Annotated in this window: 28 protein-coding genes; 15 read left to right on the top strand and 13 right to left on the bottom strand. The window is 65.1% G+C overall.

Annotated features, from left to right (window positions below; translation table 11 throughout):
- Nucleotides 1–2: 2 nt before the first annotated feature.
- Nucleotides 3–2033, bottom strand: coding sequence for a phenylacetic acid degradation bifunctional protein PaaZ (gene paaZ, locus FCT00_RS18595; protein ID WP_138424203.1), 2031 nt, complete (start codon nucleotides 2031–2033; stop codon nucleotides 3–5).
- A gap of 104 nt (nucleotides 2034–2137) precedes the next feature.
- On the opposite strand from paaZ, the gene paaG reads away from it, so the two are divergent.
- The 4 genes from paaG to FCT00_RS18575 are packed head-to-tail and all read left to right on the top strand — an operon-like array spanning nucleotide 2138 to nucleotide 5266.
- Nucleotides 2138–2929, top strand: a complete 792-nt coding sequence (gene paaG / locus FCT00_RS18590; protein ID WP_138424202.1) for a 2-(1,2-epoxy-1,2-dihydrophenyl)acetyl-CoA isomerase PaaG — start codon at nucleotides 2138–2140, stop codon at nucleotides 2927–2929.
- Complete coding sequence (paaI, locus tag FCT00_RS18585; protein WP_008329837.1) at nucleotides 2926–3360, top strand: hydroxyphenylacetyl-CoA thioesterase PaaI; 435 nt, start codon at nucleotides 2926–2928, stop codon at nucleotides 3358–3360. The genes paaG and paaI overlap by 4 nt, the downstream gene beginning before the upstream one ends.
- Complete coding sequence (gene paaK / locus FCT00_RS18580) at nucleotides 3357–4667, top strand: phenylacetate--CoA ligase PaaK (RefSeq protein ID WP_138424201.1); 1311 nt, start codon at nucleotides 3357–3359, stop codon at nucleotides 4665–4667. Before paaI ends, paaK begins: the two co-directional genes overlap by 4 nt.
- Nucleotides 4667–5266 (top strand): TetR/AcrR family transcriptional regulator, encoded by a 600-nt coding sequence (locus tag FCT00_RS18575; protein ID WP_138424200.1) that lies wholly within the window; start codon nucleotides 4667–4669, stop codon nucleotides 5264–5266. Before paaK ends, FCT00_RS18575 begins: the two co-directional genes overlap by 1 nt.
- A gap of 73 nt (nucleotides 5267–5339) precedes the next feature.
- On the opposite strand, the gene FCT00_RS18570 is transcribed toward FCT00_RS18575, so the two are convergent.
- Genes FCT00_RS18570 through pcaF form a run of 7 tightly spaced genes read right to left on the bottom strand, consistent with a single transcriptional unit; the run spans nucleotide 5340 to nucleotide 10927 of the window.
- Nucleotides 5340–6098: a Phenylacetic acid catabolic protein gene (locus FCT00_RS18570; RefSeq protein ID WP_008329831.1), complete on the bottom strand. Its 759-nt coding sequence runs from the start codon at nucleotides 6096–6098 to the stop codon at nucleotides 5340–5342.
- The gene (locus FCT00_RS18565) at nucleotides 6088–7164 is read right to left on the bottom strand and encodes a 2Fe-2S iron-sulfur cluster-binding protein (RefSeq protein WP_138424199.1); all 1077 of its coding nucleotides are present in this window, start codon (nucleotides 7162–7164) and stop codon (nucleotides 6088–6090) included. Before FCT00_RS18565 ends, FCT00_RS18570 begins: the two co-directional genes overlap by 11 nt.
- A gap of 10 nt (nucleotides 7165–7174) precedes the next feature.
- Nucleotides 7175–7636: a 1,2-phenylacetyl-CoA epoxidase subunit PaaD gene (gene paaD / locus FCT00_RS18560; protein ID WP_138424198.1), complete on the bottom strand. Its 462-nt coding sequence runs from the start codon at nucleotides 7634–7636 to the stop codon at nucleotides 7175–7177.
- Between the two features lie 4 nt (nucleotides 7637–7640).
- Nucleotides 7641–8408: a 1,2-phenylacetyl-CoA epoxidase subunit PaaC gene (paaC, locus tag FCT00_RS18555; RefSeq protein WP_008329827.1), complete on the bottom strand. Its 768-nt coding sequence runs from the start codon at nucleotides 8406–8408 to the stop codon at nucleotides 7641–7643.
- Complete coding sequence (gene paaB, locus FCT00_RS18550) at nucleotides 8408–8692, bottom strand: 1,2-phenylacetyl-CoA epoxidase subunit PaaB (RefSeq protein ID WP_008329826.1); 285 nt, start codon at nucleotides 8690–8692, stop codon at nucleotides 8408–8410. Before paaB ends, paaC begins: the two co-directional genes overlap by 1 nt.
- 11 nt (nucleotides 8693–8703) lie before the next feature.
- Complete coding sequence (gene paaA, locus FCT00_RS18545) at nucleotides 8704–9696, bottom strand: 1,2-phenylacetyl-CoA epoxidase subunit PaaA (protein ID WP_138424197.1); 993 nt, start codon at nucleotides 9694–9696, stop codon at nucleotides 8704–8706.
- 25 nt (nucleotides 9697–9721) lie between these two features.
- Nucleotides 9722–10927, bottom strand: a complete 1206-nt coding sequence (pcaF, locus tag FCT00_RS18540; protein WP_138424196.1) for a 3-oxoadipyl-CoA thiolase — start codon at nucleotides 10925–10927, stop codon at nucleotides 9722–9724.
- Between the two features lie 283 nt (nucleotides 10928–11210).
- On the opposite strand from pcaF, the gene FCT00_RS18535 reads away from it, so the two are divergent.
- The 5 genes from FCT00_RS18535 to FCT00_RS18515 all read left to right on the top strand — a co-directional run bounded on the left by FCT00_RS18535 (nucleotide 11211) and on the right by FCT00_RS18515 (nucleotide 17609).
- On the top strand, nucleotides 11211–12317 hold the full coding sequence (locus FCT00_RS18535) for an amidohydrolase family protein (RefSeq protein ID WP_138424195.1): 1107 nt from the start codon (nucleotides 11211–11213) through the stop codon (nucleotides 12315–12317).
- Nucleotides 12277–13503, top strand: coding sequence for a cytochrome P450 (locus FCT00_RS18530; protein ID WP_138424194.1), 1227 nt, complete (start codon nucleotides 12277–12279; stop codon nucleotides 13501–13503). Before FCT00_RS18535 ends, FCT00_RS18530 begins: the two co-directional genes overlap by 41 nt.
- Nucleotides 13504–13588: 85 nt before the next feature.
- Entirely contained in the window at nucleotides 13589–14788 is a 1200-nt protein-coding gene (locus FCT00_RS18525; protein ID WP_138424193.1) for an MFS transporter, read from the top strand.
- A gap of 207 nt (nucleotides 14789–14995) precedes the next feature.
- Nucleotides 14996–15457 (top strand): (2Fe-2S)-binding protein, encoded by a 462-nt coding sequence (locus tag FCT00_RS18520; protein ID WP_138424192.1) that lies wholly within the window; start codon nucleotides 14996–14998, stop codon nucleotides 15455–15457.
- A gap of 1 nt (nucleotide 15458) precedes the next feature.
- Nucleotides 15459–17609: a xanthine dehydrogenase family protein molybdopterin-binding subunit gene (locus tag FCT00_RS18515; protein ID WP_138424191.1), complete on the top strand. Its 2151-nt coding sequence runs from the start codon at nucleotides 15459–15461 to the stop codon at nucleotides 17607–17609.
- Between the two features lie 150 nt (nucleotides 17610–17759).
- On the opposite strand, the gene FCT00_RS18510 is transcribed toward FCT00_RS18515, so the two are convergent.
- A complete protein-coding gene (locus FCT00_RS18510) occupies nucleotides 17760–18245 on the bottom strand; it encodes an ureidoglycolate lyase (RefSeq protein WP_138424190.1) in 486 nt (161 codons plus the stop codon).
- On the bottom strand, nucleotides 18242–19657 hold the full coding sequence (puuE, locus tag FCT00_RS18505; protein ID WP_138424189.1) for an allantoinase PuuE: 1416 nt from the start codon (nucleotides 19655–19657) through the stop codon (nucleotides 18242–18244). Before puuE ends, FCT00_RS18510 begins: the two co-directional genes overlap by 4 nt.
- 171 nt (nucleotides 19658–19828) lie before the next feature.
- Between puuE and uraH the strand changes: the two genes are divergently transcribed.
- The 4 genes from uraH to hisH all read left to right on the top strand — a co-directional run bounded on the left by uraH (nucleotide 19829) and on the right by hisH (nucleotide 22790).
- Nucleotides 19829–20182, top strand: coding sequence for a hydroxyisourate hydrolase (gene uraH, locus FCT00_RS18500; protein ID WP_138424188.1), 354 nt, complete (start codon nucleotides 19829–19831; stop codon nucleotides 20180–20182).
- Between the two features lie 3 nt (nucleotides 20183–20185).
- Nucleotides 20186–21412, top strand: a complete 1227-nt coding sequence (locus tag FCT00_RS18495; RefSeq protein ID WP_138424187.1) for a urate hydroxylase PuuD — start codon at nucleotides 20186–20188, stop codon at nucleotides 21410–21412.
- Between the two features lie 153 nt (nucleotides 21413–21565).
- On the top strand, nucleotides 21566–22153 hold the full coding sequence (gene hisB / locus FCT00_RS18490; protein WP_138424186.1) for an imidazoleglycerol-phosphate dehydratase HisB: 588 nt from the start codon (nucleotides 21566–21568) through the stop codon (nucleotides 22151–22153).
- A 1-nt stretch (nucleotide 22154) separates the two neighbouring features.
- On the top strand, nucleotides 22155–22790 hold the full coding sequence (gene hisH, locus FCT00_RS18485) for an imidazole glycerol phosphate synthase subunit HisH (RefSeq protein ID WP_138424185.1): 636 nt from the start codon (nucleotides 22155–22157) through the stop codon (nucleotides 22788–22790).
- Between the two features lie 90 nt (nucleotides 22791–22880).
- Here the strand turns inward: hisH and FCT00_RS18480 are convergent, their stop codons facing one another.
- Complete coding sequence (locus FCT00_RS18480; RefSeq protein WP_040884503.1) at nucleotides 22881–23267, bottom strand: DUF2147 domain-containing protein; 387 nt, start codon at nucleotides 23265–23267, stop codon at nucleotides 22881–22883.
- A 94-nt stretch (nucleotides 23268–23361) separates the two neighbouring features.
- Complete coding sequence (locus FCT00_RS18475; protein WP_138424184.1) at nucleotides 23362–23760, bottom strand: DUF2147 domain-containing protein; 399 nt, start codon at nucleotides 23758–23760, stop codon at nucleotides 23362–23364.
- A gap of 148 nt (nucleotides 23761–23908) precedes the next feature.
- On the opposite strand from FCT00_RS18475, the gene hisA reads away from it, so the two are divergent.
- Both hisA and FCT00_RS18465 read left to right on the top strand, forming a co-directional pair.
- Nucleotides 23909–24631: a 1-(5-phosphoribosyl)-5-[(5-phosphoribosylamino)methylideneamino]imidazole-4-carboxamide isomerase gene (gene hisA, locus FCT00_RS18470; RefSeq protein ID WP_008329778.1), complete on the top strand. Its 723-nt coding sequence runs from the start codon at nucleotides 23909–23911 to the stop codon at nucleotides 24629–24631.
- A gap of 58 nt (nucleotides 24632–24689) precedes the next feature.
- Nucleotides 24690–25082 carry a cupin domain-containing protein gene (locus tag FCT00_RS18465; RefSeq protein WP_138424183.1) on the top strand — a complete coding sequence of 131 codons (393 nt, stop codon included), beginning with the start codon at nucleotides 24690–24692 and terminating at the stop codon, nucleotides 25080–25082.
- Nucleotides 25083–25084: 2 nt separating this feature from the next.
- Here FCT00_RS18465 and FCT00_RS18460 read toward each other — a convergent pair whose 3' ends face one another.
- Nucleotides 25085–25840, bottom strand: a complete 756-nt coding sequence (locus FCT00_RS18460) for an SDR family NAD(P)-dependent oxidoreductase (protein ID WP_138424182.1) — start codon at nucleotides 25838–25840, stop codon at nucleotides 25085–25087.
- Nucleotides 25841–25862: the final 22 nt, after the last annotated feature.

The following is a 25862-nucleotide window of genomic DNA, read 5'->3' as shown; positions in this document are numbered from 1 at the left end:
TCTCAATAGGCGTTCATCGTCAGGAGCGTATAAGTCGCCACCAGCGCCTCGTCCTGATTGAGGATCGTGACGTGCCAGCGCACCTCGCCATACGCGTCGGTACGCCGGGTCTTGCGCTTGACGGTCAGCTTCACGTGGATGCTGTCGCCCGCCACCACGGGCTGCATGAACCGCAGGTCATCGAGGCCGGTGTTGGCCAGAACCGGCCCTTCGTTCGGCTCGACGAACAGCCCCGCCGCGAAGCTGAGGAGGAGGTAGCCATGCGCCACCCGGTCCGGGAAGAACGGGTTTCGCTTGGCCGCCTCGGCATCCATGTGGGCATAGAACGTGTCGCCAGTGAAGCTGGCGAAATGTTCGATGTCGTCGAGGGTGATCTGGCGGGCGTCGGTCGTGATCGTCTCACCGATTTCGAGGTCGGTGAAGGTCCGGTTGAAGGGATGCGCCGGGGCCGGTGTCTCGGTCGCGCCGGGCACGAACTGGTTCCCGATGGCTTGCAGCATGTCGGGCGAGCCTTGGATGGCGGTGCGCTGCATGAAGTGCTTCACGCCCCGGATGCCGCCCATTTCCTCGCCGCCGCCCGCGCGGCCGGGACCGCCGTGGGTCATGTGGGGCAGGGGGGCGCCGTGGCCGGTGGATTCCTTCATCGAGGTGCGGTTGTTGATGTAAATGCGCCCGTGATAAGCGCCCGCGCCGGTCGCGACCTTGATCGCGGTGTCCGGGTCGTTCGAGATGAGCGAGGTGACGAGCGAGCCTTGTCCGCGGTTGGCAAGGTCGATCGCGTGGTCGAGATCGCGGTAGCCCATGATGGTGGACACCGGGCCGAAGGCTTCGGTCTCATGCACCTTGGTCGCCGCGTCGGGGTTGGCGCAGTGGTAGAGCATCGGGGGCAGGAACGCGCCCTTTTCGCGGTCCGCGCCGTGAACTTCGAAATTGTCCGGGTCACCGATCACGCGCTCGGCCTCGGTGCCGAGGGTCGCGATTTTTTCAAGCACGTCAGCGCGTTGTCCGGTCGAGACGAGCGCACCCATGCGGGTCGCCTCGTTCGCCGGGTCACCGATGACGTTTTTCGCCAGCCGCTCGCGCAGGGCGTCGATCACCGCCTCCACATGGGCCTCGGGGGCGAGGATGCGCCGGATCGCAGTACATTTCTGGCCCGCTTTCACGGTCATCTCGCGTTGTACTTCCTTGACGAAAAGGTCGAATTCCGGCGTGCCGGGTTCGGCATCGGGGCCAAGGATGGACGAGTTCAGGCTGTCGGCTTCCGCCGTGAAGCGCACGGCGTTTTGCAGGATCGCCGGGGTCGAACGGAGTGTGAGCGCGGTGTCGGCGGAGCCGGTGAAACTTACCACGTCCTGACAGGTCAGCCGGTCGAGCATGTCGCCGGTCCCGCCCGCGACGAGTTGCAGCGCGCCCTCGGGCAGAAGGCCGGAGTCCAGCATCAGCTTCACGCACAGCTCGGTCACATAGCTGGTGGCCGTCGCCGGTTTCACGATAGCGGGCATACCGCCCAAGAGGGTGGGGGCGACCTTTTCCAGCATCCCCCAGACCGGGAAGTTATAGGCGTTGATATGCACCGCGACGCCCTGCATGGGCGTGTAGATGTGCTGGCCCTTGAAGGTGCCGTGGCGCGAGAACTCCTCCACGTCGCCGTCGAGCAGCACGTGGCCGTCCGGCAATTCGCGCCGCCCCTTGGAGGCGAAGACGTAAAGCGTGCCGATGCCGCCGTCGATGTCGAAGCCGTGGTCGCCTTGGGTGGCCCCGGTGGCAAAGGAGATGTCGTAAAGCTTCTGCTTGTGCTCGGTCAGGTACTGACCCAGCGCCTTGAGCATCTTGGCGCGTTCGTGAAAGCCCATCTTGCGCAAGTTGGGCCCGCCCACATTGCGCGCATGATCGAGCATCGCCTGCACGTCGAGGCTGTCGTTGCCCGCGGTCGCGATGACCTCGCCGGTCACGGCCGAGGCGATGTTGCGCGCGCCGGCACCCGGTTTCACCCATTCGCCAGCGGCATAGCTGGACACGTCCATGATGGTCATGGTCATCCTCCCTTACGTTGCGTTTTCCCTGAGTCGGGATCGAGAACATTATTGACCGACCAGTCGGTTTAAGCAAGTATGCCGCAACACCAAGGGAGGATGGTATGAGCGACACGGTGCTCGTGGACCGGCAGGACGGATGGGCGGAGATCACTCTTAATCGTCCCGACCGGCTGAACAGCTTCAACGAAGATCAGCATCTGGCCCTGCGCGCGGCATTGGATGCGGCGGCGACGGATGGCACGCGGGCCGTGCTTTTGACTGGGGCGGGCAAGGGGTTCTGCGCCGGGCAGGATCTGGGCGACCGCGATCCGCGCAAGACCGACAAGATCGACCTTGGCTATACCGTGCGCACCTTCTGGGCACCGCTGGTGCGCCAGATCCGGGCGCTCGAGATGCCGGTGGTCTGCGCGGTGAACGGCGTGGCGGCGGGGGCGGGGTCGTCTCTGGCGCTTGCCTGCGACATGGTGATCGCGTCGGAGAAAGCCAAGTTCATCCAGAGCTTCGCCAATGTCGGACTGATCCCCGATACCGGGGGCTCTTTCTCGCTGACCAACCTTGTCGGACCGGCCCGCGCACGGGGCCTTGCGCTCACCGCCGAGCCGCTTCCGGCCGCGACCGCCGAAGCCTGGGGCCTGATCTGGAAATGCCTGCCTGAGGGCGAATACCTCGCCGCCGCGCGCGAACAGGTGGCCAAGTTCGCCAAGGGGCCGACCTTTGGCTATGCCCAGACGAAAAAGGCGATTCAGGCGGCCGAGACCAATACGATGGACGCGCAGCTCGACCTTGAAGCCGAGTTTATGTTCCAGTGCGGCACCTCGCCGGACTATGCCGAAGGCGTGGGCGCCTTCCTCGACAAACGTAAACCTCAGTTCACCGGGGAGAAGCCGCAATGACACCCAAGGACCGCGCCGAAAAGGCCTGCCGCGCGATGTGGGACAACGACCAGTCGTCCAAGTGGTTCGGCATGGAACTGGGCGAGGTGGACGAGGGCAAAGCCACCATGACTCTCACCGTCATGCCGCACCACTGCAATGGCCACGCGATCTGCCACGGCGGCGTGATCTTCGCACTGGCCGACAGCACCTTCGCCTTCGCCTGCAACAGCCGGAACCAGTCGACGGTGGCTCAGCACAACATGATCTCGTTCCTCGCACCGGGGAAAGAGGGCGACGTGCTGACCGCCGTGGCCGAGGAACTTTATATCAAAGGCCGCTCCGGCATCTACGACATCACCGTCACCAATCAGGACGGCACCCGGATCGCCGAGATGCGTGGCATGTCCCGCGCCATTCCCGGCACCCTGTTCGAGGAGGAAACGAAATGAAAGACCTGACCCCGGACCGCGCCACGCTGGACCCGATCGAGATCGCCTCGATCGACGAGATCCGCAGCTTGCAACTCGAGCGGCTGAAATGGTCGGTGCGCCACGCCTATGATAACGTGCCGATGTACAAACAGCGGTTCGACGAGGCGGGGGTGCACCCCGACGACCTGCAATCGCTCTCGGACCTGTCGAAATTCCCCTTCACCTACAAGGGCGACCTGCGCGACAACTACCCCTTCGGCCTCTTCGCCGTGCCGCGTGAGCAGATCGTGCGCCTGCATGCCTCCTCCGGCACCACCGGCAAACCGACCGTCGTGGGCTACACGGCCGCCGACATCTCGAACTGGGCCGACCTGATCGCGCGCAGCTTGCGTGCCTCAGGTGTGCGCCCCGGCGACATCGTGCACAACGCTTATGGCTACGGCCTCTTCACCGGCGGTCTGGGCGCACATTACGGGATCGAACGGCTTGGCGCGACAGCGGTGCCGGTGTCGGGCGGCATGACCGAGCGGCAGGTCACGCTCATTCAGGACTTCAAGCCCAAGGCGATCATGGTGACGCCGTCCTACATGCTCAACATCCTTGAGCAATTCCACAAACAGGGCCTCGACCCGCGCGAAAGCTCGCTCGAAGTCGGTGTCTTCGGGGCCGAGCCGTGGACGGATTCGATGCGCAAGGAGGTCGAAGAGGCCTTCGACATGCACGCGGTCGACATCTACGGGTTGTCCGAAATCATGGGGCCGGGCGTCGCCAACGAATGCGTCGAGACGAAGGATGGCCCGGTCATCTGGGAGGATCACTTCCTGCCCGAGATCATCGACCCCCAGACCGGCGACGTGCTGCCGGATGGCGAGTTGGGCGAACTGGTGTTCACCACGCTCACCAAAGAGGGGCTGCCGATGATCCGCTATCGCACGCGCGATCTGACCCGGCTTCTGCCCGGCACGGCGCGGTCGATGCGGCGGATGGAAAAGATCACCGGGCGGTCGGACGACATGATGATCCTGCGCGGCGTCAACGTCTTCCCGACCCAGATCGAGGAGCAGGTTCTGGCGACCGGGGGCCTTGCCGCCCATTTCCAGATCGAGCTTTACAAGTCGGGCCGGATGGACGGGATGCGCGTCTTCGTCGAAGCCATGCCCGACAGCACGGACGAGGCGTCCAAGAACGCCGCCGCCCGGATGCTGACCAAACGGATCAAGGACGTGGTTGGCGTTTCGACCGAAATCGTCGTAGGGAACCCCGGCGACGTGGCCCGGTCGGAAGGCAAGGCCAAGCGCGTGGTGGACAACCGGGACAAGGGCTGATGGCGGCACGTTCGATCGCACGCGACCATGACGAAAAGCGCGGCCAGATCCTTCTGGCCGCGGCCAAGGTGTTCGCGACCGAGGGCTACGACCGCTCGTCCATGACCCGGCTGGCCGAGGAATGCGGGATCTCCAAGGCCAACATCTATCACTACTACCCGTCGAAAGAGGCGCTGCTTTACGACATCCTCGACAGCCACCTCCGGGCCCTGCGCGACACCGTGCTGGGGCTGGACCTTGCAGGGCTGACGGCAGAGCAGCAGCTTCGCGAAGTGGTGCGGGCGATCATGCTGGCCTATGAGGGCTACGATTACAAACACCGCATCCAGATGAACGAAATGGCGCTTCTGCCCGACGACCAGCAGCGCGAATTGCGCGGGCTTCAGCGTGATCTCGTGCGGTTCCTGTCGGACATCCTGTCCCACATCGCGCCGGACCGGTTCGAAGGCGACGCGGGCAAGCTGCGCGGGGCCACGATGGCCGTGTTCGGCATGTTGAACTGGTATTTCACATGGGCGCGGGGGGCAGGGGCCGCCGATCGCGAGGACTACGCGGCCATTGTCGCCGACATGGTGCTGGGCGGCGTCAAGCAGGTCTGAGCGCCGCTCATCCGAGCGGGCGGCGCGTCTTCGCGACGAGAAGCGGGACGGCGCTCGAACAGCGCCGCCGGTTTCACCCTTCCAGCCCGAACCCGTCGAGGATGGGACGTATACGCCCTTCCCACGCCGATTTGAGCGTCGCGTTGTCCTGACGACGCAGACCCATCGCCTTCAACTGCTCAAGCCGCCCGGCATCCCCGATCCCGAAACTCACGCCCACGCGGGGCATCCAGTAGTCCACGCTTGCTTGCAGGTTCTCGCCCTGTTCGACCAGAGCCGCGACGCCATCCTCGGCCAGCTTGGCGTGATGCGTTTCGACTTTCAGGATGTCGCGGAACGCCTCGGCCAACGGCTGATAGCTCACCTGCCGCAACTCTTCGAGCTGCGTCACCACGGCGGTGCCCATGAGGAGGTTCATCACCACCGAGTCGGCCCAGCCCGTGAAGGGGTAGTTGAACACGGCGAGCCGCATGTCCTGCTCGATCCGGGTCGCGCCGATGTCGGCGTCGCGGTCGAGCCGCGTGTCCCAGGGATGCTGCTGGACATATCGGTCGGTATCGGCCCCGAACTCGCCCATCAGCGCCAGCACCCGGTCGGCATTGGCCAGCTTTTCGGCCACGATCCGGGCGGCCGCGCCCCGCGCCTTGATGCCCGGCGCAAGGTTGATCGCATCCGCGAACCCGGCGGCACCCGCAAGGTTCGAGTCCACGAAGGTCGCCATCAGTTTCAAAAGCTCGGCCCGGTAACGCGGCGGTACGTTGCCGGGGGAGGTGAGGCGACCACCTGCGGCGAGGTAGTCGGACAGGGTCATTTCCGCGAAATCACTGGTCATAATCCACCACCACCTTGTCGGTTACCGGATAGCTCTGGCAGGACAGGACATAGCCCTTTTCCACCTCGTAATCTTCGAGCGCGTGGTTCGTCACCATCTCGACCTCGCCCTCCAGCACTCGGCAGCGACAGGTCGAACAGACCCCCGCCTTGCAGGCATAGGGCGCGTCGAGGTTGTCGGACCGCGCGGCATCGAGCACTGACAATTCCTTGGACGCGGACACCGTGCGCGTGGACCCGTCCAGCGTGACCACGATCTGCGCCTCGTTGGCGGTCGATCCGGCCTCTTTCGAGACCACCCGCTTTTTCAGCCGACCGGGCTGGGCGGAGGCGAAGAGTTCGAATTTAATCTGGTCCTCGGCGAGCCCTGCGGCTTTCAGCCCGGCGGCGATCCCCAGCATCATCGGTTCCGGCCCGCAGATGAACGCGGTGTCGGTTCCTTCGGCGTCGAGAAAGCCGGAGCGGAAGAGTTGCCCCACCTTTTCCTCGGTCACGAGCCCGGTGAACAGGTCGATCTCCTGCGCGTCGGTTTCGAGGATATGGATCACCGACAGGCGGCCCATGAAGGTGTTTTTCAGGTCTTCGAGTTCCTCGCGGAACATGATCGTCGCCACGCCCTTGTTGGCGTAGACCAGCGTAAAGGTCGAACGCGGTTCGCGCGCCAGCGTCGTGCGCAGGATCGAAAGGACCGGGGTGATGCCCGACCCGCCCGCGAAACCGACATAGTTCTTGCCCGCCGAGGAATCGAGTTCGGTGTAGAACCGGCCCATCGGCGGCATCGCCTCGAGCGTATCGCCCACCTTCAGCTCTTCGTTGGCAAAGGTCGAAAACGCCCCGCCATCGACCCGCTTGATGCCCACTTGCAGGATGCCGTCATCCTTGCCCGCGCAGATCGAATAGGACCGGCGCAGTTCCTCGCCGTCGAAATCGCGGCGGAAGGTCAGGTATTGCCCTTGGATGAAGTCGAACGCCTCGGCGTCGTCGTCCTTGGGTTTCAGCGACACGACGACCGCATCGCGGATCGTCTTTTGAATGCCGGTGACTTCGAGTTCGTGGAAGCGTGCCATCCGCTCCTCCTCAGATGCACTTGAAATAGTCGAAAGGCTCAAGGCAGTCTTTGCACCGCCACTGTGCCTTGCACGGGGTCGAGCCGAACTGGCTCAGTTTCTCGACGTTGGAACTTGCACAATTCGGACATTTGTCGGGGCCACCTGCCGGTTGCGGTGGCGCAATACCGTACTTTTCCAACTTTTCGCGTCCGCGCTGGCTCATCCAGTCGGTCGTCCAGGCCGGGCTGAGCTGCCGCTTCAGCTCGATCCGCTCCAACCCATGCTGGCGCAGCGCCGTCTCGATCTCCATGTTGATGAGCGAGGTGGCGGGGCAGCCGGAATATGTGGGCGTGACGGTCACCACGCAGGTGTCGCCGTTCCAGCCCACATCGCGGATGATGCCCAGATCGGTCAGCGTGATCGCGGGGATTTCCGGGTCGGGAATGGTGTCGAGCCAGTCCCACACCTGTTCTGTAGACGGGTGGGCCATCGGCTCACCACTCCTGCCCCGGATAGGCGCGTTGCAGCCACTGCATCTGGGTCAGGATATGGCCCAGATGCTCGGTATGCATCCGCCCGTCCTTGCCCGATCCACGATGGCCGAAATGCGCCTCCGGCACCTCCAGCGTCGCCTCGGCCAGCACGGCGCGCACTTCGGCGTCCCATGCGTCCTGCAACGACTTCGGATGCGGGATCACGCCGGCCTCGGCCATCGCCTCATCCACCTCGTCGGTGATGAAAAGTTCCTGGGCATAGGGCCACAGCACATTCAGCGCATCCTGCATCCGGCGGTGGCTTTCCTCGGTCCCGTCGCCAAGCCCGATCACGGTCCCTTCCGAGCGTTCGACGTGATAGGCCGCCTCTTTCGCGGCCTTCTCGGCGATCTCGGCGATCTGCCTGTCGGCCGATGTGGTCAGGGCTTCGAGGTTCATCCGGTTGAACACGTCGAACAGGTATTGCCGCATGATCGTCTGGCCGAAATCACCGTTGGGCAGCTCGACGAGCAGCACGTTGCGGAAATCCCAAGCGTCGCGCAGGAAGGCCAGATCGTCTGCGGACCGGCCCTTGCCCTCGACCTCGCCCGCGTATTCCAGCCAGAGGTTCGTCTGGCCCAGCAAATCAAGCGCGGTATTGGCGAGCGCGATGTCCTCTTCCAGCACCGGCGCGTGGCCGCACCACTCGCTCACACGATGGCCGAGGATAAGCGTATTGTCTCCGAGCCGCAGAAGCGCCTCGAACTTCGGGTCAGATTGTTGGGTCATTACATATGCCCCACTTCGTCCGGGATGTCGTAGAAGGTCGGGTGACGGTAGATTTTCGACTCGCTGGGTTCGAAGATCGGACCCTTGTCACCCGGCGCGGTCGCCGTGATGTGGCGGGCTTCCACCACCCAGATCGACACGCCTTCGTTGCGGCGCGTGTAGACGTCGCGCGCATTCTTGACGGCGGTTTCCGCGTCAGGGGCGTGCAAGCTCCCCACGTGACGGTGGCTCAGGCCATGCTGGCCGCGAATGAAGATTTCCCACAGGGGCCATTCTTTGCTCATGTCAGCGTTCCTTATTCCGCGGCCACTTTGGCGGCGCGTTTCTTTTCACCGTAGGCCAGTAGCCCCTCGCGCACCCATGCGCCGTCGTCCCACGCCTTGCGGCGGGCTTCCAGACGGCCGTTGTTCACGGGGCCTGCGCCCTTGAGCACGTCGAAGAACTCGTCCCAGTCCGGCTCGGCGAAGTCGTAGCCGCCCTTTTCCTCGTTCCACGCGAGCGTGTCGTCGGGAATGGTCAGGCCGAGGTATTCGGCCTGCGGCACGGTCTGATCGACGAATTTCTGGCGCAGCTCGTCGTTCGTGTTGATCTTGATCTTCCACGCCATCGACTGCTCGGAATGGACCGAGTTGGCATCAGACGGGCCGAACATCATCAGCGACGGATACCAGAAGCGGTTGAGCGCATCCTGCGCCATGCGTTTCTGCGCGTCCGAGCCTTTCGCCATCTTCATCATGATGTCGTAGCCCTGTCGCTGGTGGAACGACTCCTCCTTGCAGATGCGGATCATCGCGCGGGAGTAGGGGCCATAGCTCGTCCGTTGCAGCGGAACCTGGTTCATGATCGCCGCACCGTCCACCAGCCAGCCGACCGCACCGATGTCGGCCCATGTCAGCGTGGGGTAGTTGAAAATCGACGAGTATTTCATTTTGCCTGACAGCAGTTGCTTGGTCAGGTCATCGCGGCTGACGCCCAGCGTCTCGGCGGCGCAGTAGAGGTAAAGGCCATGCCCCGCCTCGTCCTGCACCTTGGCGAGAAGGATCATCTTGCGCTCCAGCGTGGGGGCGCGGGTGATCCAGTTGCCTTCGGGAAGCTGACCGACGATTTCCGAATGCGCGTGCTGACCGATCTGCCGGATCAGCGTCTTCTTGTAGCCTTCGGGCATCCAGTCGCGGGGTTCGATGCGGATGTCCGCATCGACCTTTTCCTGAAACGCACGTTCCTCCGGCTCCATTTCTTCCAGCGATTTCACGCCTTGGCCGGTGGATTTGACCATTTGAGCATACATGTCGTCGGTCCTCCTGAGTTGCGGGTCAGACCCGCTCGATAATCATTGCGGTCCCTTGGCCCACGCCCACGCACATCGTGCACAGGGCGTAACGCCCGCCCCGCCGCTTGAGTTCATAGGCCGCCGTCAGCACCAGACGTGCGCCGGACATGCCCAGCGGATGCCCGATGGCGATGGCGCCACCGTTGGGGTTCACCCGGTCGTCGTCGTCCGCCACGCCAAGTTCGCGCAGCGTGGCAAGGCCTTGGGACGCGAAGGCTTCGTTCAATTCTATCACATCCATGTCGTCCATGGTGAGCCCGGTTTTCGCGAGCACCTTGCGCGTCGCGGGCACCGGCCCGATCCCCATGACGCGCGGCTCGACACCGGCGGCCTGCATCGACACGACGCGGGCGAGGGGGGTGAGGCCGTGGGCCTTCAGCCCGGCGTCGGAGGCCATCAGGATCGCGGCGGCCCCGTCGTTCACGCCCGAGGCATTGCCTGCGGTCACGCTCAGGTCCGGTCCGTTCACGCCCTTGAGCTTGGCAAGCTGTTCGACCCCGGTGCCGGGGCGCGGGTGCTCGTCGGTGTCCACGACGACCGGGTCGCCCTTGCGCTGCGGCACGCTGACCGGCGTGATCTCGTCCGCGAACTTGCCCGCCTCATGCGCGGCGGCCCAGCGGGCCTGCGACCGGGCGGCGAAGGCATCCTGATCCGCGCGGCTGATCTGGTAATCCTCGGCCACGTTGTCGGCGGTTTCGGGCATTGAATGGGTGCCGTAATCGGCGTTCATCTTCTTGTTCACGAAGCGCCAGCCGATCGTCGTGTCATAGACCGCGTTCTGGCGTGCGAAGGCGCTGGTCGCCTTGGGCATCACGAAGGGCGCGCGGCTCATGCTTTCGACACCGCCCGCGATGGCGAGGTCGTAGTCGCCCGCCTTCAGTCCGCGCGACGCCATCCCGACCGCGTCCATGCCGGAGGCGCAGAGGCGGTTGACGGTCGTGCCCGGAACATCCGTCGGCAGGCCCGCCAGAAGCGCGGCCATGCGCGCCACGTTGCGGTTGTCTTCACCCGCCTGATTCGCGTCGCCATAGATCACGTCATCCAGTTTCGCCCAGTCCACGTTGGGGTTGCGCGCCATGAGGGCGGCAATCGGAATCGCGGCGAGGTCATCGGTGCGGACCGAGGACAGGGCACCGCCGTAGCGGCCGATGGGCGTGCGCTGTGCGTCACAGATGTAAGCGTTCGACATGGATCCTCCCAGATCACGGCATAGTTTTTTCGACCGCACGGTCGACTTAATCAAGCACACGATTCGATGCAAGAAAAAATGTTACCAAAGATATTCACGTTTTCATTTTCTGTAACGTATTGCCGCCCGCCAAGGCCTGCATCGGCGCCCGGCCACGATGACCGCGACGACACGCCGGGCGAAAACGACCAGGTGCCCCTGTTCACGGTCCGATCAAAATCGCATACTCACCAGAAGGGTTTGTGGCGTGAACGCCGCCGAAGAGCGAGCCAAGAGGGGAACCGTGCAGTCACCATTTTACGACAAATTCAAAGCCGAGATGGACCGGCTCGGCGGCTTCCATAACGCGCATGTGCATCTCGACCGGGCCAATACGTTGGACGACGGATTCGTCGACCACGGGCGCGTGCAGGTGCTGGAAAGCTCGCATATTTCGCTTCAGAAGAAGCACAAGCTGATCGCGAGCGTTCACGAAGGCCCGGCCTACGACCCCGAAAACCTCGACGCCCGCGTGCGGGCCACGCTGGACGTGATGGTGGGCGCGGGCACGCGACTGGTGGATACGATGGTGGACGTGACCCCCGACCGGGTCGGCACCTCGGCGCTGGATCAGATCATGGGGATCGCGCGCGACTACGGCAATCGGCTGACCCTGCGCGCCGCCGCCTATACCCCGCTGGGCTTTCGCGATGACGAGCCCGAGCGGTGGCGGGTGTTCGAAGAGGGCGTGAAGTCCGCCGATTTCATCGGCTGCCTGCCCGAAGCGGACGATGTGGACGACTATCCCGACAACATCGGGTTCGAGGAACATTGTGTGCGGATGCTCGATCTGGCGCGCACGACCGGCAAGATGCTCCACGTCCACACCGACCAACTCAACATCCCGCAGGAAAACGGCACCGAACGGTTGATCGAGGTCACTCGGCGCGAAGGCGTGCTCGAGGGCGACGAGCCGCAGGTCTGGGCGGTCCACGCCATTTCCCCCTCGACCTATGACGACGCCCGGTGGGAGGCCTATGTCGAGGCGTTGCTGGAGACCAACATCGGCATCATCTCCTGCCCCTCGGCGGCCATCGGGATGCGCCAGCTTCGCCCGATCATGACCCCGACCTACAATTCCATCGTGCGAGTGCTGGAACTGGCCGCCGCGGGGGTGCCGATCCGCATGGCCTCGGACAACATCGCCGACATGTGCTCGCCCACCACGACGGCGGACCTCACCGACGAGGTGTTCATGCTCTCGGCGGCGCTGCGCTATTACAAGGTGGAGATCCTCGCCAAATTCGCGGCGGGCGTGCCCCTGACTGACGAGGAACGCGCGGCCCTGCGCGAGCATCTGGACCGGAACGATGAGGAAACTGAAAAGCTGGTTCGGCGCTGGGCGGGCTAAACCCGCCGCGCCCGACCTTCCCGTCGATCTGCTGTCGGACGCCTTCGTCGCGGACCCCGCGCCGACATGGGCATGGCTGCGCGACAACGCGCCGCTCGCCCCGGTGAAATCCGGCGGCTACGTGATGACGCGGGCCGCCGACATCAAGGCGGCCTTCACCGATGCCCGGCTGGGCAATGCGCCCTCGCGCTTTTCCATGCTGGCCGAGAAGAACCGCGACCGCTACGTGGCGGCGGACGTGGCCGCGAACATCCCGCCTTTCCTCGACAAGCCCCGGCACGTGGACATGCGCAAACCGCTGTCGGCTGCCTTTTTCGACACGTTCGACGGGGCCGAGGCGTGGATCGGCCCGCTGGCCGAGGCGCATCTGGCCCGACTGGCCGGGCAGGGGCCGCAGGACATCATCACCGGGTTCGGTCGCCCCTTTGCGACGCAGGCCATGGCCCGGTTCGTCGGCCTCGACCATGACCCGGCGGCCGTCGCGCGGGCGACCGGGGCGCTTTTCAAGCTGTTCGCGCCGATCACCGACCGCGCCGGGTTCGACGATGTGAACGCCGGGCTTGAGGCGACCCGACACTATATCGCCGGGGCCGTCTCGGCCCGCCATGCCACCCCCGGCCCGGACCTGATCTCGCACCTCATCGCGCGGGGCGGGCTGACGGACATCGAAATCGGGGACCATGCGCTGCTGGTCCTCGCCGACGGAATCGAGAACATCGAGGCGGCGATCGCGCAGGTTCTGATCCGTCTGGCGTCGGACCCCGATCACCTTGCGGCCCTGCGGGCGGGCGAGGGTGACATCGCCGCCACCGTGACGGAGGTTCTGCGGCTGGAAACCCCGGCCCAGACCATCCCCCGCGTCGTGCGTGAAGCGCATGAGCGCGACGGGGTGCAACTGACCGAAGGCACGCCGATCTTTCTGGCCCTCGGCAGCGCCAATCGAGATCCCGACCTGCACCCCGATCCCGACCGCTTCGACCCCACGCGCGACCATTCGGGCGTGCTGATGTTCGGGCAGGGGCGCCATCGCTGCATCGGCGCGCCACTGGGGCAGATGTTGGTCACCCAAGGCGCGCGGGCGCTGGTCGACCGGCCTTGCACGCTCGTCACCGATCCGGCGCGGATCACCTATCACAAACGTCTGGGCCACCGCTGGCCGGTCGAGGTGCTGGCCCGGATCGACTGACCCGCCCCCGTGGGACAGGACATTTCCGCGTCAAGGTGATAGGCTGAACACTGGCGGACATGGGAGCGAAGGGGCAAAGACAGCGATGGACACCGGATTGCATCCCTATCGCTGGGTGGTCGTGGCCGCCTCGGCCCTGATCCTCGCGCTTGCCATGGGCTCGATCGTCAACGGCATGTCGGCCTACGTCGTGCCCTTGGAGGAAGCGCACGGCTGGGAGCGCGGCGATATCTCCCTCATCAACGTGGCCGGCATCCTCGGCATGGCTCTGGGCGGGATGCTGATGGGCGTGCTCGCCGACCGGATCGGCACGCGACCCGTGGTTCTGATCGGGGTGAGCGTCATGGGTCTGGCTTACCTCGCCTCGTCGCTCGCCGCTGCGCTCTGGCATTACTACGCGCTCATGTTCCTCGCCGGGTTCTTCGGCGCATCGGCCATCTTCGCCCCGGTCATGTCCATCGTCGGAAAATGGTTCCCTGTGGGCGCGGGCCTCGCGCTGGGCATCGCCTCGGCGGGGCAGGCTCTGGGGCAGGGCGGCGTGCCGTTCGCCTCGGCGATCCTCATCAAGTCGGTGGGCGTTTCCGGCGCGCTCGCGCTGACCGGCGGGGCGATGCTGGTGCTGCTGATCCCGCTCGCGCTTCTCCTGCATCCGGTCGCCACCGCCGGGGCATCGGCGCAGGCACCGGACGAAAGTGGCTATCCCCCCATTCGCCTCGTCGTGCCGACCATGTGCCTTGCGATTTTCCTGTGCTGCACCTGTATGTCGGTCCCGCTCATGCACCTCGTTCCCTACATTCAGGGCTGCGGCTTCACGGCGGACGAGGCGGGCGGCGTCATCTTCCTGATGCTCATGGTCGGCATCGTCGGGCGCGTCGCGTTCGGGAAGTTCGCGGATATCATCGGGGCCATCCCCGCCTACATGGCGGCGACCGCTTGGATGGCGCTACTGATCTACGGGTTCATCCTGATCGACGACCTGTCGGCCTTCTACCTCTACGCGCCGATCTACGGCTTCGGATATGCGGGCGTCATGACCGGCGTGCTCACCACGCTCGCGGCCCACACCCCGCCGTCGCGGCGCGGCTATGCGATGGGCATGGTGACGATGTTCGGCTGGTTCGGTCACGCCAATGGCGGCTACATGGGCGGCCTGCTCTACGATCTGACGGCGGACTACGCCATCGCCTATGGCCTCGCCGCGCTGTTCGCGGCCCTGAACCTCGTGGTGGTCGGCTGGCTCTACTGGCGCATCCGGGGGATGGGGGGCGTGGCCCGGCTGGCCTGATCCGCATTGTCCCGGCCAATACAGCGAATTGGTTGACGGATTTTCCCAAGCTTTTCCTCGCGCGGCCCGTTGCGGCACACAGCCCTCGCTTTCCCGAAACCGAAACCTGTGAGTAATCTATTCCCAGTGACCCGGCCACGCGCGCCCGCGAGAGGCGCCACCGGGCCAGCCGATTAGCGAACAGCCAAAGGCGTCAGGGAGGACAACATGGCGATCACACTGAAAATCAACGGCGAGGAGAAGAGTGTCGAGGCGCCGCCCGACATGCCGCTTCTCTGGGCCATCCGGGACGTGCTCGGCATGACCGGAACCAAGTTCGGCTGCGGCGTGGCGTCCTGCGGGGCCTGCACCGTGCATGTCGACGGCGAGCCGACACGCTCCTGTCAGGCGCAGGTGGGCGACCTCGAAGGGGCCGAGATCACGACGATCGAGGGCCTGAACTCCGACGTCGCCGCGGCGGTGCAGTCGGCCTGGGCCGATCTGGACGTCGTGCAATGCGGCTACTGCCAGTCGGGCCAGATCATGTCGGCGGTCGGCCTTCTGACCGAGAACGCCAAGCCGACGGACGAAGACATCGACAGCTACATGTGGGGCAACGTCTGCCGCTGCGCGACCTATACGCGTATCCGGGCCGCGATCCACGAAGCGTCAAAGCGGATGGAGGCCTGATATGAACATCAAGACCACACGCCGCGCCTTTTTGCAGGGCGCAACCGCGGCCTCGGCTGCGATGGTCGTCGGGCTGAACGCAAAGGGCAGCTGGGCCGCCGCGCACGGCGGTGAATTCATGCCAAACCCCTTCGTCAAGATCGCGCCGGACGGCAAGGTCACGGTCGTCCTGAAGCATTTCGAGATGGGGCAGGGCACCTCGACCGGGCTGTCCACGCTGCTCGCTGAAGAGCTCGATGCGAACTGGGACGACGTGGACATCGAATTCGCCCCCGCCGATACGGCGACCTACATGAACACCCTCATGGGGGTTCAGGGCTCGGGCGGCTCCACCGCCATCGCCAACAGCTACATGCAGTATCGTGAAGCCGGGGCCGCCGCGAAATCGCTGCTGGTTCAGGCCGCCGCCGCCGAATGGGGCGTCGATGCGGGCGAGATCGAGGTGAAGGACGGCGTGGTGAGCCACGGCTCGAACAGCGCGTCCTTCGGCGATCTGGTGGGCCTCGTGCCCGAGGGCGCGACCCCGAACCCGCAGCTCAAGGACCCGAGCGCCTTTACCAAGATCGGCGCCGACAAGCTGCCGCGCAAGGACAGCAACGCCAAGACCACCGGCACTGCGACCTTCGCGATGGACGTGATGCCCGAGGGTGTCGTCTTTGCCGTGCTCCAGCGGTCGCCCAAGTTCGGTGGCACGCTCACCTCGTTCGACGCGTCGGCGGCGATGGAAGTCGAGGGCGTCGTGGACGTCAAGCAGATCCCGATGGGCGTGGTGGTCTATGCCACGAACACATGGGCCGCGATGAAGGGGCGCGAGGCGCTGACGACCGAGTGGGATTTCTCGAATGCCGAGACCCGCTCCTCGGACGAGATGGAGGCGGAATATGCCGCCGCGCTCGACCGGGCCGAGGGTCTGGCGGCCAAGGCCGAAGGCGACACCGCCGGGGCGCTCGAAGGTGCGGCCAAGACCATCGAGGCGGAGTTCCACTTCCCGTTCCTCGCCCACGCGCCGATGGAACCCCTGAACAGTGTCGTCCAGATCAAGGACGGTAAGGCCCAGTGCTGGGACGGCTGCCAGTTCCACACGGTGACGCAGGGCGCGGTCGGGGCCGTCTCGGGCGTCGGGCCGGAGAACACTTCGATTGAGACCGTCTATGCGGGCGGGTCGTTCGGGCGTCGGGCCAACTTCACCTCGGATTACGAGGTCGAGGCGACGATGGCCGCGATGGCGCTGGGCGATGGCCGCCCGGTCAAGCTGGTCTGGTCGCGTGAGGACGACGTGCGCGGCGGTTACTATCGCCCGATGACCAAGCACCGGGTGCGCGCGGGCGTGGATGCCGACGGCAACCTCGTCGGCTGGCATTCGATCATGGCCAACAAGTCGATCTTCAAGGGCACGCCGATGGGCGAGGCGGTGATCGTGAACGGCGTCGACCTGTTCTCGGTCGAGGGCGTCGCGGACACGGAATACGCCATCCCGAACATGGACGTGACGCTTCACGACATGGAGACGGCGGTGCCGATGCTCTGGTGGCGCTCGGTCGGACATTCGCACTCCGGCTACGCGATGGAGGTCGCCATGGACATGGCCGCCGAAGCCGCGGGCCGCGATCCGGTGGAGTTCCGGCAAGATCTGCTGGCGAATGCCCCGCGGTCGCTGGGTGTCCTGAACCTCGCCGCCGAAAAGGCGGGCTGGGGCGGCGACATGCCCGAAGGCTGGGGCCGTGGCGTCGCGGTGCACAAGAGCTTCAACACCCATGTGGCGCAGGTGGCCGAAGTGTCAGTCACCGACGGCAAGGTGAAGATCGAGCGCATCGTGGCCGCCGTGGACTGCGGCGTGCCGGTGAACCCGGACGTGATCCGCGCGCAGGTCGAGGGGGCGATCGGCTATGGCCTGTCCCACGTCATGCGCCAGAAGATCACCTTCACGGACGGCGAAGTCGATCAGTCGAACTTCCCCGATTACGAGCCGCTGAGGATTTCGGACATGCCCAAGATCGAGGTGCATATCGTTCAGTCGAGCGAGGCGCCCACGGGCATCGGCGAGCCGGGTCTGCCGCCCGCGGGTCCGGCGGTCGCGAACGCGATCTACGACGCGATGGGCAAGCGGGTGATGCACCTGCCGATGGTAGACGACGGGATCGAATTCTCCTGACGCCGCCTGATCGTTGAATGGCGCCCCCGGTTCCGGCCGGGGGCGTTTTCTATGGGTTTCGCCGTGGGCTGCGCCCACGTCGACCCAGGCGGGAGGGCGCTGCCCTCCCGCACCCTCCCGAGGTTTTTTGAAACGAAGAAGGGGGCGGGGTCAGGCTGTGACGGTCCAGGGCGTGTCGAAGTGATGTTCTTCGAGGTTGGCACCCGCCCCGATCCGGTCGATCACGGCGAAAAGGCCGGGGGCCTCCAGCGGCGTGAGGACGCCGTGCCACGTGCCCCGGTGGAAATTGATCGCCTGTCCGGGGGCGGTGAGAAAGGCTTCCGGCGTACCGGGCGTGCCGTCCATGTCCGGGGCCACGATCACGAGGAACGCGGTCATCGACATCGGCACGAAGCATTGCGACCCGTCCGGGTGACGCTCCACCAGATCGAGCGTGTAGGGGAGCGCGCGCGGCTCGGCCTTGAACAGGCTCACGCCCGCGCGTCCGTCCGAGAAGTCGAGCGTGGCGCGGTCGTGGTAGCGGCCGCACATGCCCTGATTGATGATCTTGTCCGGTTCGCCTGCCGTGTCGAGCACATCGCCATAGGGCGCGAAGGCCTCGCGCGTCAGGGGGCGGGCCGTGATCGTGCCGCTCACCCGAGTTTTTCCTTCAGCCGCAAGAGCGCGATGCGTTCGACCTGTTTGCAGGCTTCGGTGAATTCCGTCTCGGTGTCGTTCTCGACACGGCGCGTGAAGGCGTTCAGGATGCCCTGCTTGTCGTGGTCCCGCACCGCGATGATGAAGGGAAAGCCGTGCTTTTCGACATAGTCGGTATTGAGCCGGGTGAACTCAGCGCGTTCCGCGTCGGTCAGCGCATCCAGTCCGGCGCTCGCCTGTTCCGACGTGCTTTCGGCCGTGAGACGCTTGGCGGCGGCGAGTTTGCCGGCGAGGTCGGGGTGGGCGGTCAGCACGCCCAGCCGTTCCTCGTGGCTGGCCGACCGGAACACGCGGGCGAGCGCGTTGTGCAGACCGATGGCACTGTCATGGGCTGGGCCCAGCTCCATCTCCCACGCGCGTTCCGCGATCCAGCTGGAATGTTCGAAAACACCACCGAACTGCGCGACGAAATCCGCTTTTTCCCATGTATGAGGTTCGATTTGTGCAATGGGCGGATGTGCTTCGGCCCAATGGCGGGCGATGTCGATGCGGCGCGGGGTCCAGACGCCTTCGAAGCTTTGGATATAGTCGATGAATTTTTTTAGACCCATCATGCGGCCCGGTCGGCCAACGATCCGGCAGTGCAGTCCGACCGACATCATCTTGGGCGCGCCCGCCAGCCCCTCGGCATAGAGCGCGTCGAAACTGTCCTTGAGATAGGTGTAGAAGTGTTCGCCCGTGTTGAACCCCTGCGCGGTGGCGAAGCGCATGTCGTTCGCGTCCATCGTGTAGGGGATGACGAGCTGGTCGCGTTCGCCCACGCGCATCCAATAGGGCAGGTCGTCGTCGATCGTGTCCGAGACATAGGCCAGTTGCCCGGTTTCGGCGGCCAGTCGCACGGTGTTCATCGAACAGCGGCCCGTATACCAGCCTTCGGGCGGGGTGCCGACGACTTCGGTGTGCAGGCGTATCGCCTCGTCTATGGCCGCGCGTTCCTCCGCCTCCGGCATGTCCTTGTGCTCGACCCATTTGAGGCCGTGGGAGGCGATTTCCCACTCCGCCCCGACCATCGCCGCGACCTGTTCCGGCGAACGGGCGAGCGCCGTGGCCACGCCGTAGACCGTCGGCTTGATCCCGGCCCCTGTGAACAGCCGGTGGAGCCGCCAGAACCCGGCCCGCGCGCCGTAGTCGTAGTTCGATTCCATGTTCCAGTGGCGCTGGCCGGGCCAGGGCGCGGCCCCGATGATCTCGGACAGGAACGCCTCGGACGCCGCATCGCCGTGCAGGACGTTGTTTTCGCCGCCTTCTTCGTAGTTCACCACGAATTGCACCGCGATCCGGGCCCCGTTCGGCCACATCGGGTCCGGCGTGGTCGGGCCGTAGCCGCGAAGATTGCGTGGATATCTGATCATCGGCTGCCCCTTATCGTCACCGGACGGTCAACGCTGCCCCAAATTTGAGCAAAAACACCTTCGAATGGATATTCCCTTGTGAAGGGATTGGAAACGCCTTTCACTCAAGCCATTGTAAGCACGCGGGTTTGGCCAGAACATCACCCGCAGACGATGGGACAAGACGAAAAAATGAGCGGATACCTTACGACTCACGTGCTGGACACGGCACGGGGCACCCCTGCCGCCGGGATCGAGATCGCGCTCTACCGCGTCTCGGGCAATTCCCACAAGAAGATCGCAAGGGCGGTGACGAATGCGGACGGGCGGACCGACGGCCCGATCCTGCCGGAAGGCAAGTTCAAGACCGGCACCTATGAGCTGATCTTTTTTGCGGGCGACTATTTGCGCCGGACGGGCGTGGCCGAGGGCGAGACCCTGTTCCTCGACCAGATCCCGATCCGGTTCGGGATGGACGAGGAAAGCCACTATCACGTGCCGCTCCTCCTCTCGCCCTACGGATATTCGACGTATCGGGGGAGCTAGGTCGTGAACGGGATCATCATTCTCGACTGGCTCGAATTCGCGGTGCGCTGGCTGCATGTCGTCACGGCGATCGCGTGGATCGGCTCGTCTTTCTACTTCATCGCGCTCGACCTCGGCCTGCGCCCCTCGACCGACCGCCGCTCCGGCGTGAACGGCGAGGCGTGGCAGGTCCACGGGGGCGGGTTCTATTTCATCCAGAAATACCTCGTCAGCCCCGCGCGGATGCCGGACGAGCTCACGTGGTTCAAATGGGAAAGCTATTCGACATGGCTGTCCGGCGCAGCACTCCTGATGCTGGTCTATTGGGCCGGGTCCGAGATGTACCTGATCGACGCGGCCAAGATGGACCTGTCGCCCGTGGTCGCGATCCTGATCTCGGCGGCCTCGCTGACGGTCGGCTGGATCGTCTACGATTTCCTGTGCAAATCCCCGCTGGGCGATCGTCCGACACTGCTCATGCTTCTGCTGTTCGTCCTGCTCATGGTGATGGGCTGGGGCTACAACCAGATCTTCACGGGCCGTGCCGTCATGATCCACCTGGGCGCGTTCACGGCCACGATCATGACCGCCAACGTGTTCTTCATCATCATGCCGAACCAGCGGATCGTGGTGAAAGACCTGATCGCGAAGAAAGCGCCCGACCCGAAATACGGAAAGATCGCCAAGCTCAGGTCGACCCACAACAACTACCTCACGCTTCCGGTCATCTTCCTGATGCTGTCCAACCACTATCCGCTGGCCTTCGCGTCGACCTATAACTGGGTGATCGCGGGCCTCGTGTTCCTGATGGGGGTGACGATCCGGCATTTCTTCAACACGCATCACGCCCACAAGGGCAACCTGTGGTGGACGTGGCTGGTGACGGCGCTTCTGTTTCTGGGGGCGGTCTGGCTTTCGACGCTGGGGACGCAGGCCGACACCTATGACGAGAGCGAGGCGCGGGCGCTGACGCCGCATGAAGAGCGTTACGCCAGCGTCGCGGAATTCGAGGACGTGCTCTTGGTCGTGCAGGGTCGGTGTTCGATGTGTCACGCGCGCGAGCCGGGGTGGGACGGGATCGCGACCGCGCCCAAGGGCGTCGTGTTGGAGACGCCCGCCGACATCGCCGCCGAAGCGCGGCGCATCTACATTCACGCGGGCCTGACCGACGCGATGCCGCCCGCGAACATCACCTATATGGAACCCGAGGAACGCGCGATCATCCGGGCGTGGATCGAGGCGGCGGGATAGAGTTTCGAATGGGCGTGCGCCCATCCGATCCGCTGGAGGGGCGCTGCCCCTCCAGACCTCCCCGAAGTATTTTTGAAACAGAGAAGAAGGACCGTGGCTTTTCACGCCGGGGGTGCCTGTCTATAAGGCCGCGAGACCATTGGAGTTTGCGACATGCGCACAGCGAAGGTGAGCCGGTCCACGGCCGAAACCGAGATCACCGTCGAGATCGACCTCGACGGCACCGGGACCTATGACAACGACACGGGCGTTGGGTTTTTCGACCACATGCTCGACCAGTTGTCGCGCCATTCGCTGATCGACATGACGATCCGGGCCAAGGGCGATTACCACATCGACGACCACCACACGGTCGAGGATACGGGGATCGCGCTGGGTCAGGCCCTGCGCGAGGCATTGGGCGACAAGAAGGGCATTGTACGTTATGGCGCGTGCCACCTGCCGATGGACGACGCGCAGGTGCGCGCCGCTCTGGACCTGTCGGGACGGCCCTATCTGGTGTGGAACGTCGATATTTCGACGCCGAAGATCGGCACCTTCGACACCGAACTTGTGCGCGAATTCTTCACGGCGTTCTCCGGCAACGGCGGCATCACGCTCCACGTCGATCGCCTGCACGGGTTCAACAGCCACCACATCGTCGAGGCCACGTTCAAGGCGGTGGCGCGGGCGCTGCGCGTCGCGGTCGAGACCGACCCGCGCAAGGCCGATGCGGTGCCGTCGACCAAAGGGGCGCTGTGACGTGGTCACGGCGCTGATCGACTACGAAAGCGGCAACCTGCACTCTGCGGAGAAGGCGTTTCAGCGGATGGCGCGCGAGGTGGGGGCGGGGGACGTCATCGTGACCTCGGACCCGCATCTCGTGGCATCGGCGGACCGCATCGTTCTGCCGGGCGACGGGGCCTTTCCGGCCTGCAAACAGGCGCTTTTCGACCATCGCGGCATCTACGAGGCGATGGAGCGCGCGGTGTTCGAGCGCGGCGTGCCCTTCATGGGCATCTGCATCGGGATGCAGATGCTGGCGACCCGCGGGCATGAGTATTCCGAGACGGACGGGTTCGACTGGATCGGCGGCGATGTGGTGCATATCGAGCCGGGACCGGACAAGAAGGTGCCGCACATGGGCTGGAACGATCTGGTGATCGACAACCCGCATCCGGTGCTGGACGGGATCGGGACGGGCGATCACGCCTATTTCGTCCATTCCTACCACTTCCGCGTGGCGGACCCGGCGCACCGGCTGGCCTATTGCGATTACGGCGAAGAGATCACGGCCATCGTCGGCCGCGACAACATGGTTGGCACCCAGTTCCACCCAGAAAAATCGCAGGCCAACGGGCTGAAGATCATCGCCAACTTCCTCGATTGGCGCCCCTGACCTTCTCTGGTCCGAAAATACCTCGGAGGGGGTTTTGGGGGAGGCTGGCCTCCCCCAACGGATCGGCGCGGGCGCAAGCCCGCGGCGAAATCACTGAATGCGGGTCCAGTTCTGGTTGGCGCACAGAAGGCCGCCCGCGACACAGCCCTTGAGCGACAGCGCGTTGCCGTTCACCTGCATCTTGCCGATGTAGATCTTGTCGTTCGACGGGCGCCACACGCTGCCTTCGTAGGCGCCACCACCCTTCGGCTCCATGTTGATGACGATGGGCTTGCCGATGTTGGGCGACTGGTATTCGCCGGACGAGTTGAACGTGCGCGTGATGAAACCGCAGACCTTCTGGCCGCATTGCTTCATCGTCACATGGGCATAGGCGCCGTCGTCGATTTGGGTTTTCCAGATGCCGAAGGCGGCATCCTGGGCCAGTGCGGGCAGACCTATCACGGCGAACGCGGCGGCGAGTGCGAGTTTTTTCATGGAATCCTCCCTGTTTCGGGCATCGTCCATGAAGTCTCACGCCAATACAACATTGACGTGAAGCCAACTCTCGATCGTGCCGGCGGCGCGCCGCTTATTGCACGCGGTTCCAGGTCTCGTTGCGGCAGAGCGGGCCGAGACAGGCCGACACGGTCATGGTGCCGCCGTTGACCTTGAGCTTCAGTGGCGCGGATTGCCCGGTGTCGGGCCTGCGGATGCGCCCGCCTTCGAACTGGCCGCCGCCGACCGGCTCCATGTTGATGACGATGGTCTTGCCGAGCGATCCGCCCTCGATCTCGCCGTCCGGGCCGAAGGTGCGGGTCACGACGCCGCAGATCTTGCCCGAGCAGGGGCCGAAGCGGACGAAGGCATAGTCGCCGTTATAGGTGGCCGTGCGCCATGTGCCGGACAATCCGGTGTCGGCATGGGCGGCACCGCCCGACATGGCGAGGGCCGCGACAGTGGCGAGCGGTTTCAGGAAATGCGTGTTCATGTTGTCCGTCCTCTGTGTCTATGTCTGCCGCCCCAATGTGTGCCGAACGAACGGTTCGGCGCGGATGTTCCGCCTGTCTTGTCGTTGGGGGCTACGCATGTTTAATGCCACCAGATCAATCTGACCCTTCCAGCGACCCGGAGCCGCCATGATCCTCTATCCCGCCATCGACCTCAAAGACGGCCAGTGCGTGCGCCTGTTGCGCGGCGAGATGGAGGCCGCGACGGTGTTCAACGACGACCCGGCGGCGCAGGCCAAGGCGTTCGAGGCGGCGGGGTGCGAGTGGATACATCTGGTCGATCTGAACGGCGCTTTCGCGGGCGCGCCGGTCAACGCGGCGGCGGTCGAAGCGATCCTGTCCGCGATCTCGGTGCCCGCGCAATTGGGCGGCGGCATCCGCGACATGGCGACCATCGAGACATGGATCGACAAGGGGCTGTCGCGGGTGATCCTCGGCACGGTCGCCGTGGAAAACCCCGATCTTGTACGCGACGCGGCGCGCGCGTTTCCCGGCAAGGTGGCCGTGGGCATCGACGCGCGCGGCGGCAAGGTCGCGACGAAAGGCTGGGCCGAAGAGACGGATGTCGAGGTCACGGACCTCGCCAAGTCCTTCGAGGACGCGGGCGTCGCCGCGATCATCTACACCGACATCAACCGGGACGGGGCGATGCAGGGCCCGAACGTCGAAGCCACCGCCGCGCTGGGCAATGCCGTGTCGATCCCGGTGATCGCGTCCGGCGGCGTTTCGTCGCTCGACGATCTGCGCGCGCTCAAGTCCTGCGGTGCGCCGCTGAACGGCGCGATTTCGGGCCGCGCGCTTTACGACGGCGCCATTGATCTGGCCGAGGCGCTCGCGGTTCTGAAGGCCTGACGCTTTTTCGCTGGCACGGCGCGGTCCGACCCGTAATCTGCGGGGAGAGGAGGATGCCATGTCGACGAAAGCCACCCGTGCGCCAAATCGCCCGCCCGTCCTGATCCGCGCCGGGGACGGTGCGCATCGCAACGGGCCGTGGTCCGGCAGCGTGTCTGCCGAGGCGCTCGGCACCGATTCCTTCGTCCTCTTCGCCCGGTTCGACGAGGTCGGGTCCGGCCCCGTGCTGCACGTCCACCCTTACGACGAGATTTTCGTGGTGAAGTCTGGCAGGGCGATCTTCACCGTCGGGGACGAGACGTTCGAGGCGGGCGAGGGCGACGTGGCGATGGCCCCTGCCAATACGCCGCACAAGTTCAAGAACCTCGGGCCGGGGCCGCTTTACACCATGGACATTCATCTGAACGGTGAATGGATTCAGACCGACCTTCATGACCCGGATGCGGGCTGAGGCTACATCGAGCCTGCGGTGACGGGATAGGCGCCCGCCGTGCACATCCGGCTGTCCTCCGAGGCGAGGAACAGGACCATGCGCGCGACCCAGACCGGGTCGATCATCTCGGGCAGACACTGTGCTTCGCGGTGCTTGGCCTCGCCTTCGGGGGTGAGCCAGAGTGTCTTCTGCCGCTCAGTCATGATCCAGCCGGGCACGACCGTGTTCACGCGGATGCGGTCCGGGCCAAGGTCGCGCGCCATCGTGCGCGTGAGCCCTTCGATCCCGGCCTTGGCAGTCGCGTAGGCCGGAAAGTTGCCGACAGTTTCGTGCCAGGAGTTGGAGCCCATGTTCACAATGCTGCCGCCACCCGCCGCCGCCATGCCGGGGGCGACCGCCTGAATGGCGAAGAAGGCGTGGCGCAGGTTGGTTTCCATCCGCTCGTCCCAGTATTCGGGGGTCACATCGCGCCAGTCGTGCCGATCGTCGCGTGCGGCGTTGTTGACCAGCACGCGGGCGGGGCCGTTCGCAGCCTCGAGCGTGGCGATGGCAGCGCGGAGCGCATCGATGTCGGTGAGGTCGGCCTCGGCAAAGGTGACGTTTGCGCCGAGTTCGTGCGCAAGCGCCAGTCCGGCGTCGCGGTCGCGGTCGATGAAGCCCGCTTTGGCCCCTTGGGCGGCGAAGCCCCGCACGATCTCGGCCCCGATCCCGCTGGCCCCGCCCGTGACCACCACGGCGCGCCCGGCGAGCGAGGGATATGTCGCGAAGTTGTCCATCAGCCGTCCTCCCTTTGCGCGG

The organism is Maritimibacter alexandrii, assembly GCF_005871115.1.
GTDB lineage: Bacteria > Pseudomonadota > Alphaproteobacteria > Rhodobacterales > Rhodobacteraceae > Maritimibacter > Maritimibacter alkaliphilus.
This window is presented reverse-complemented; position numbering and strand designations above follow the sequence as displayed.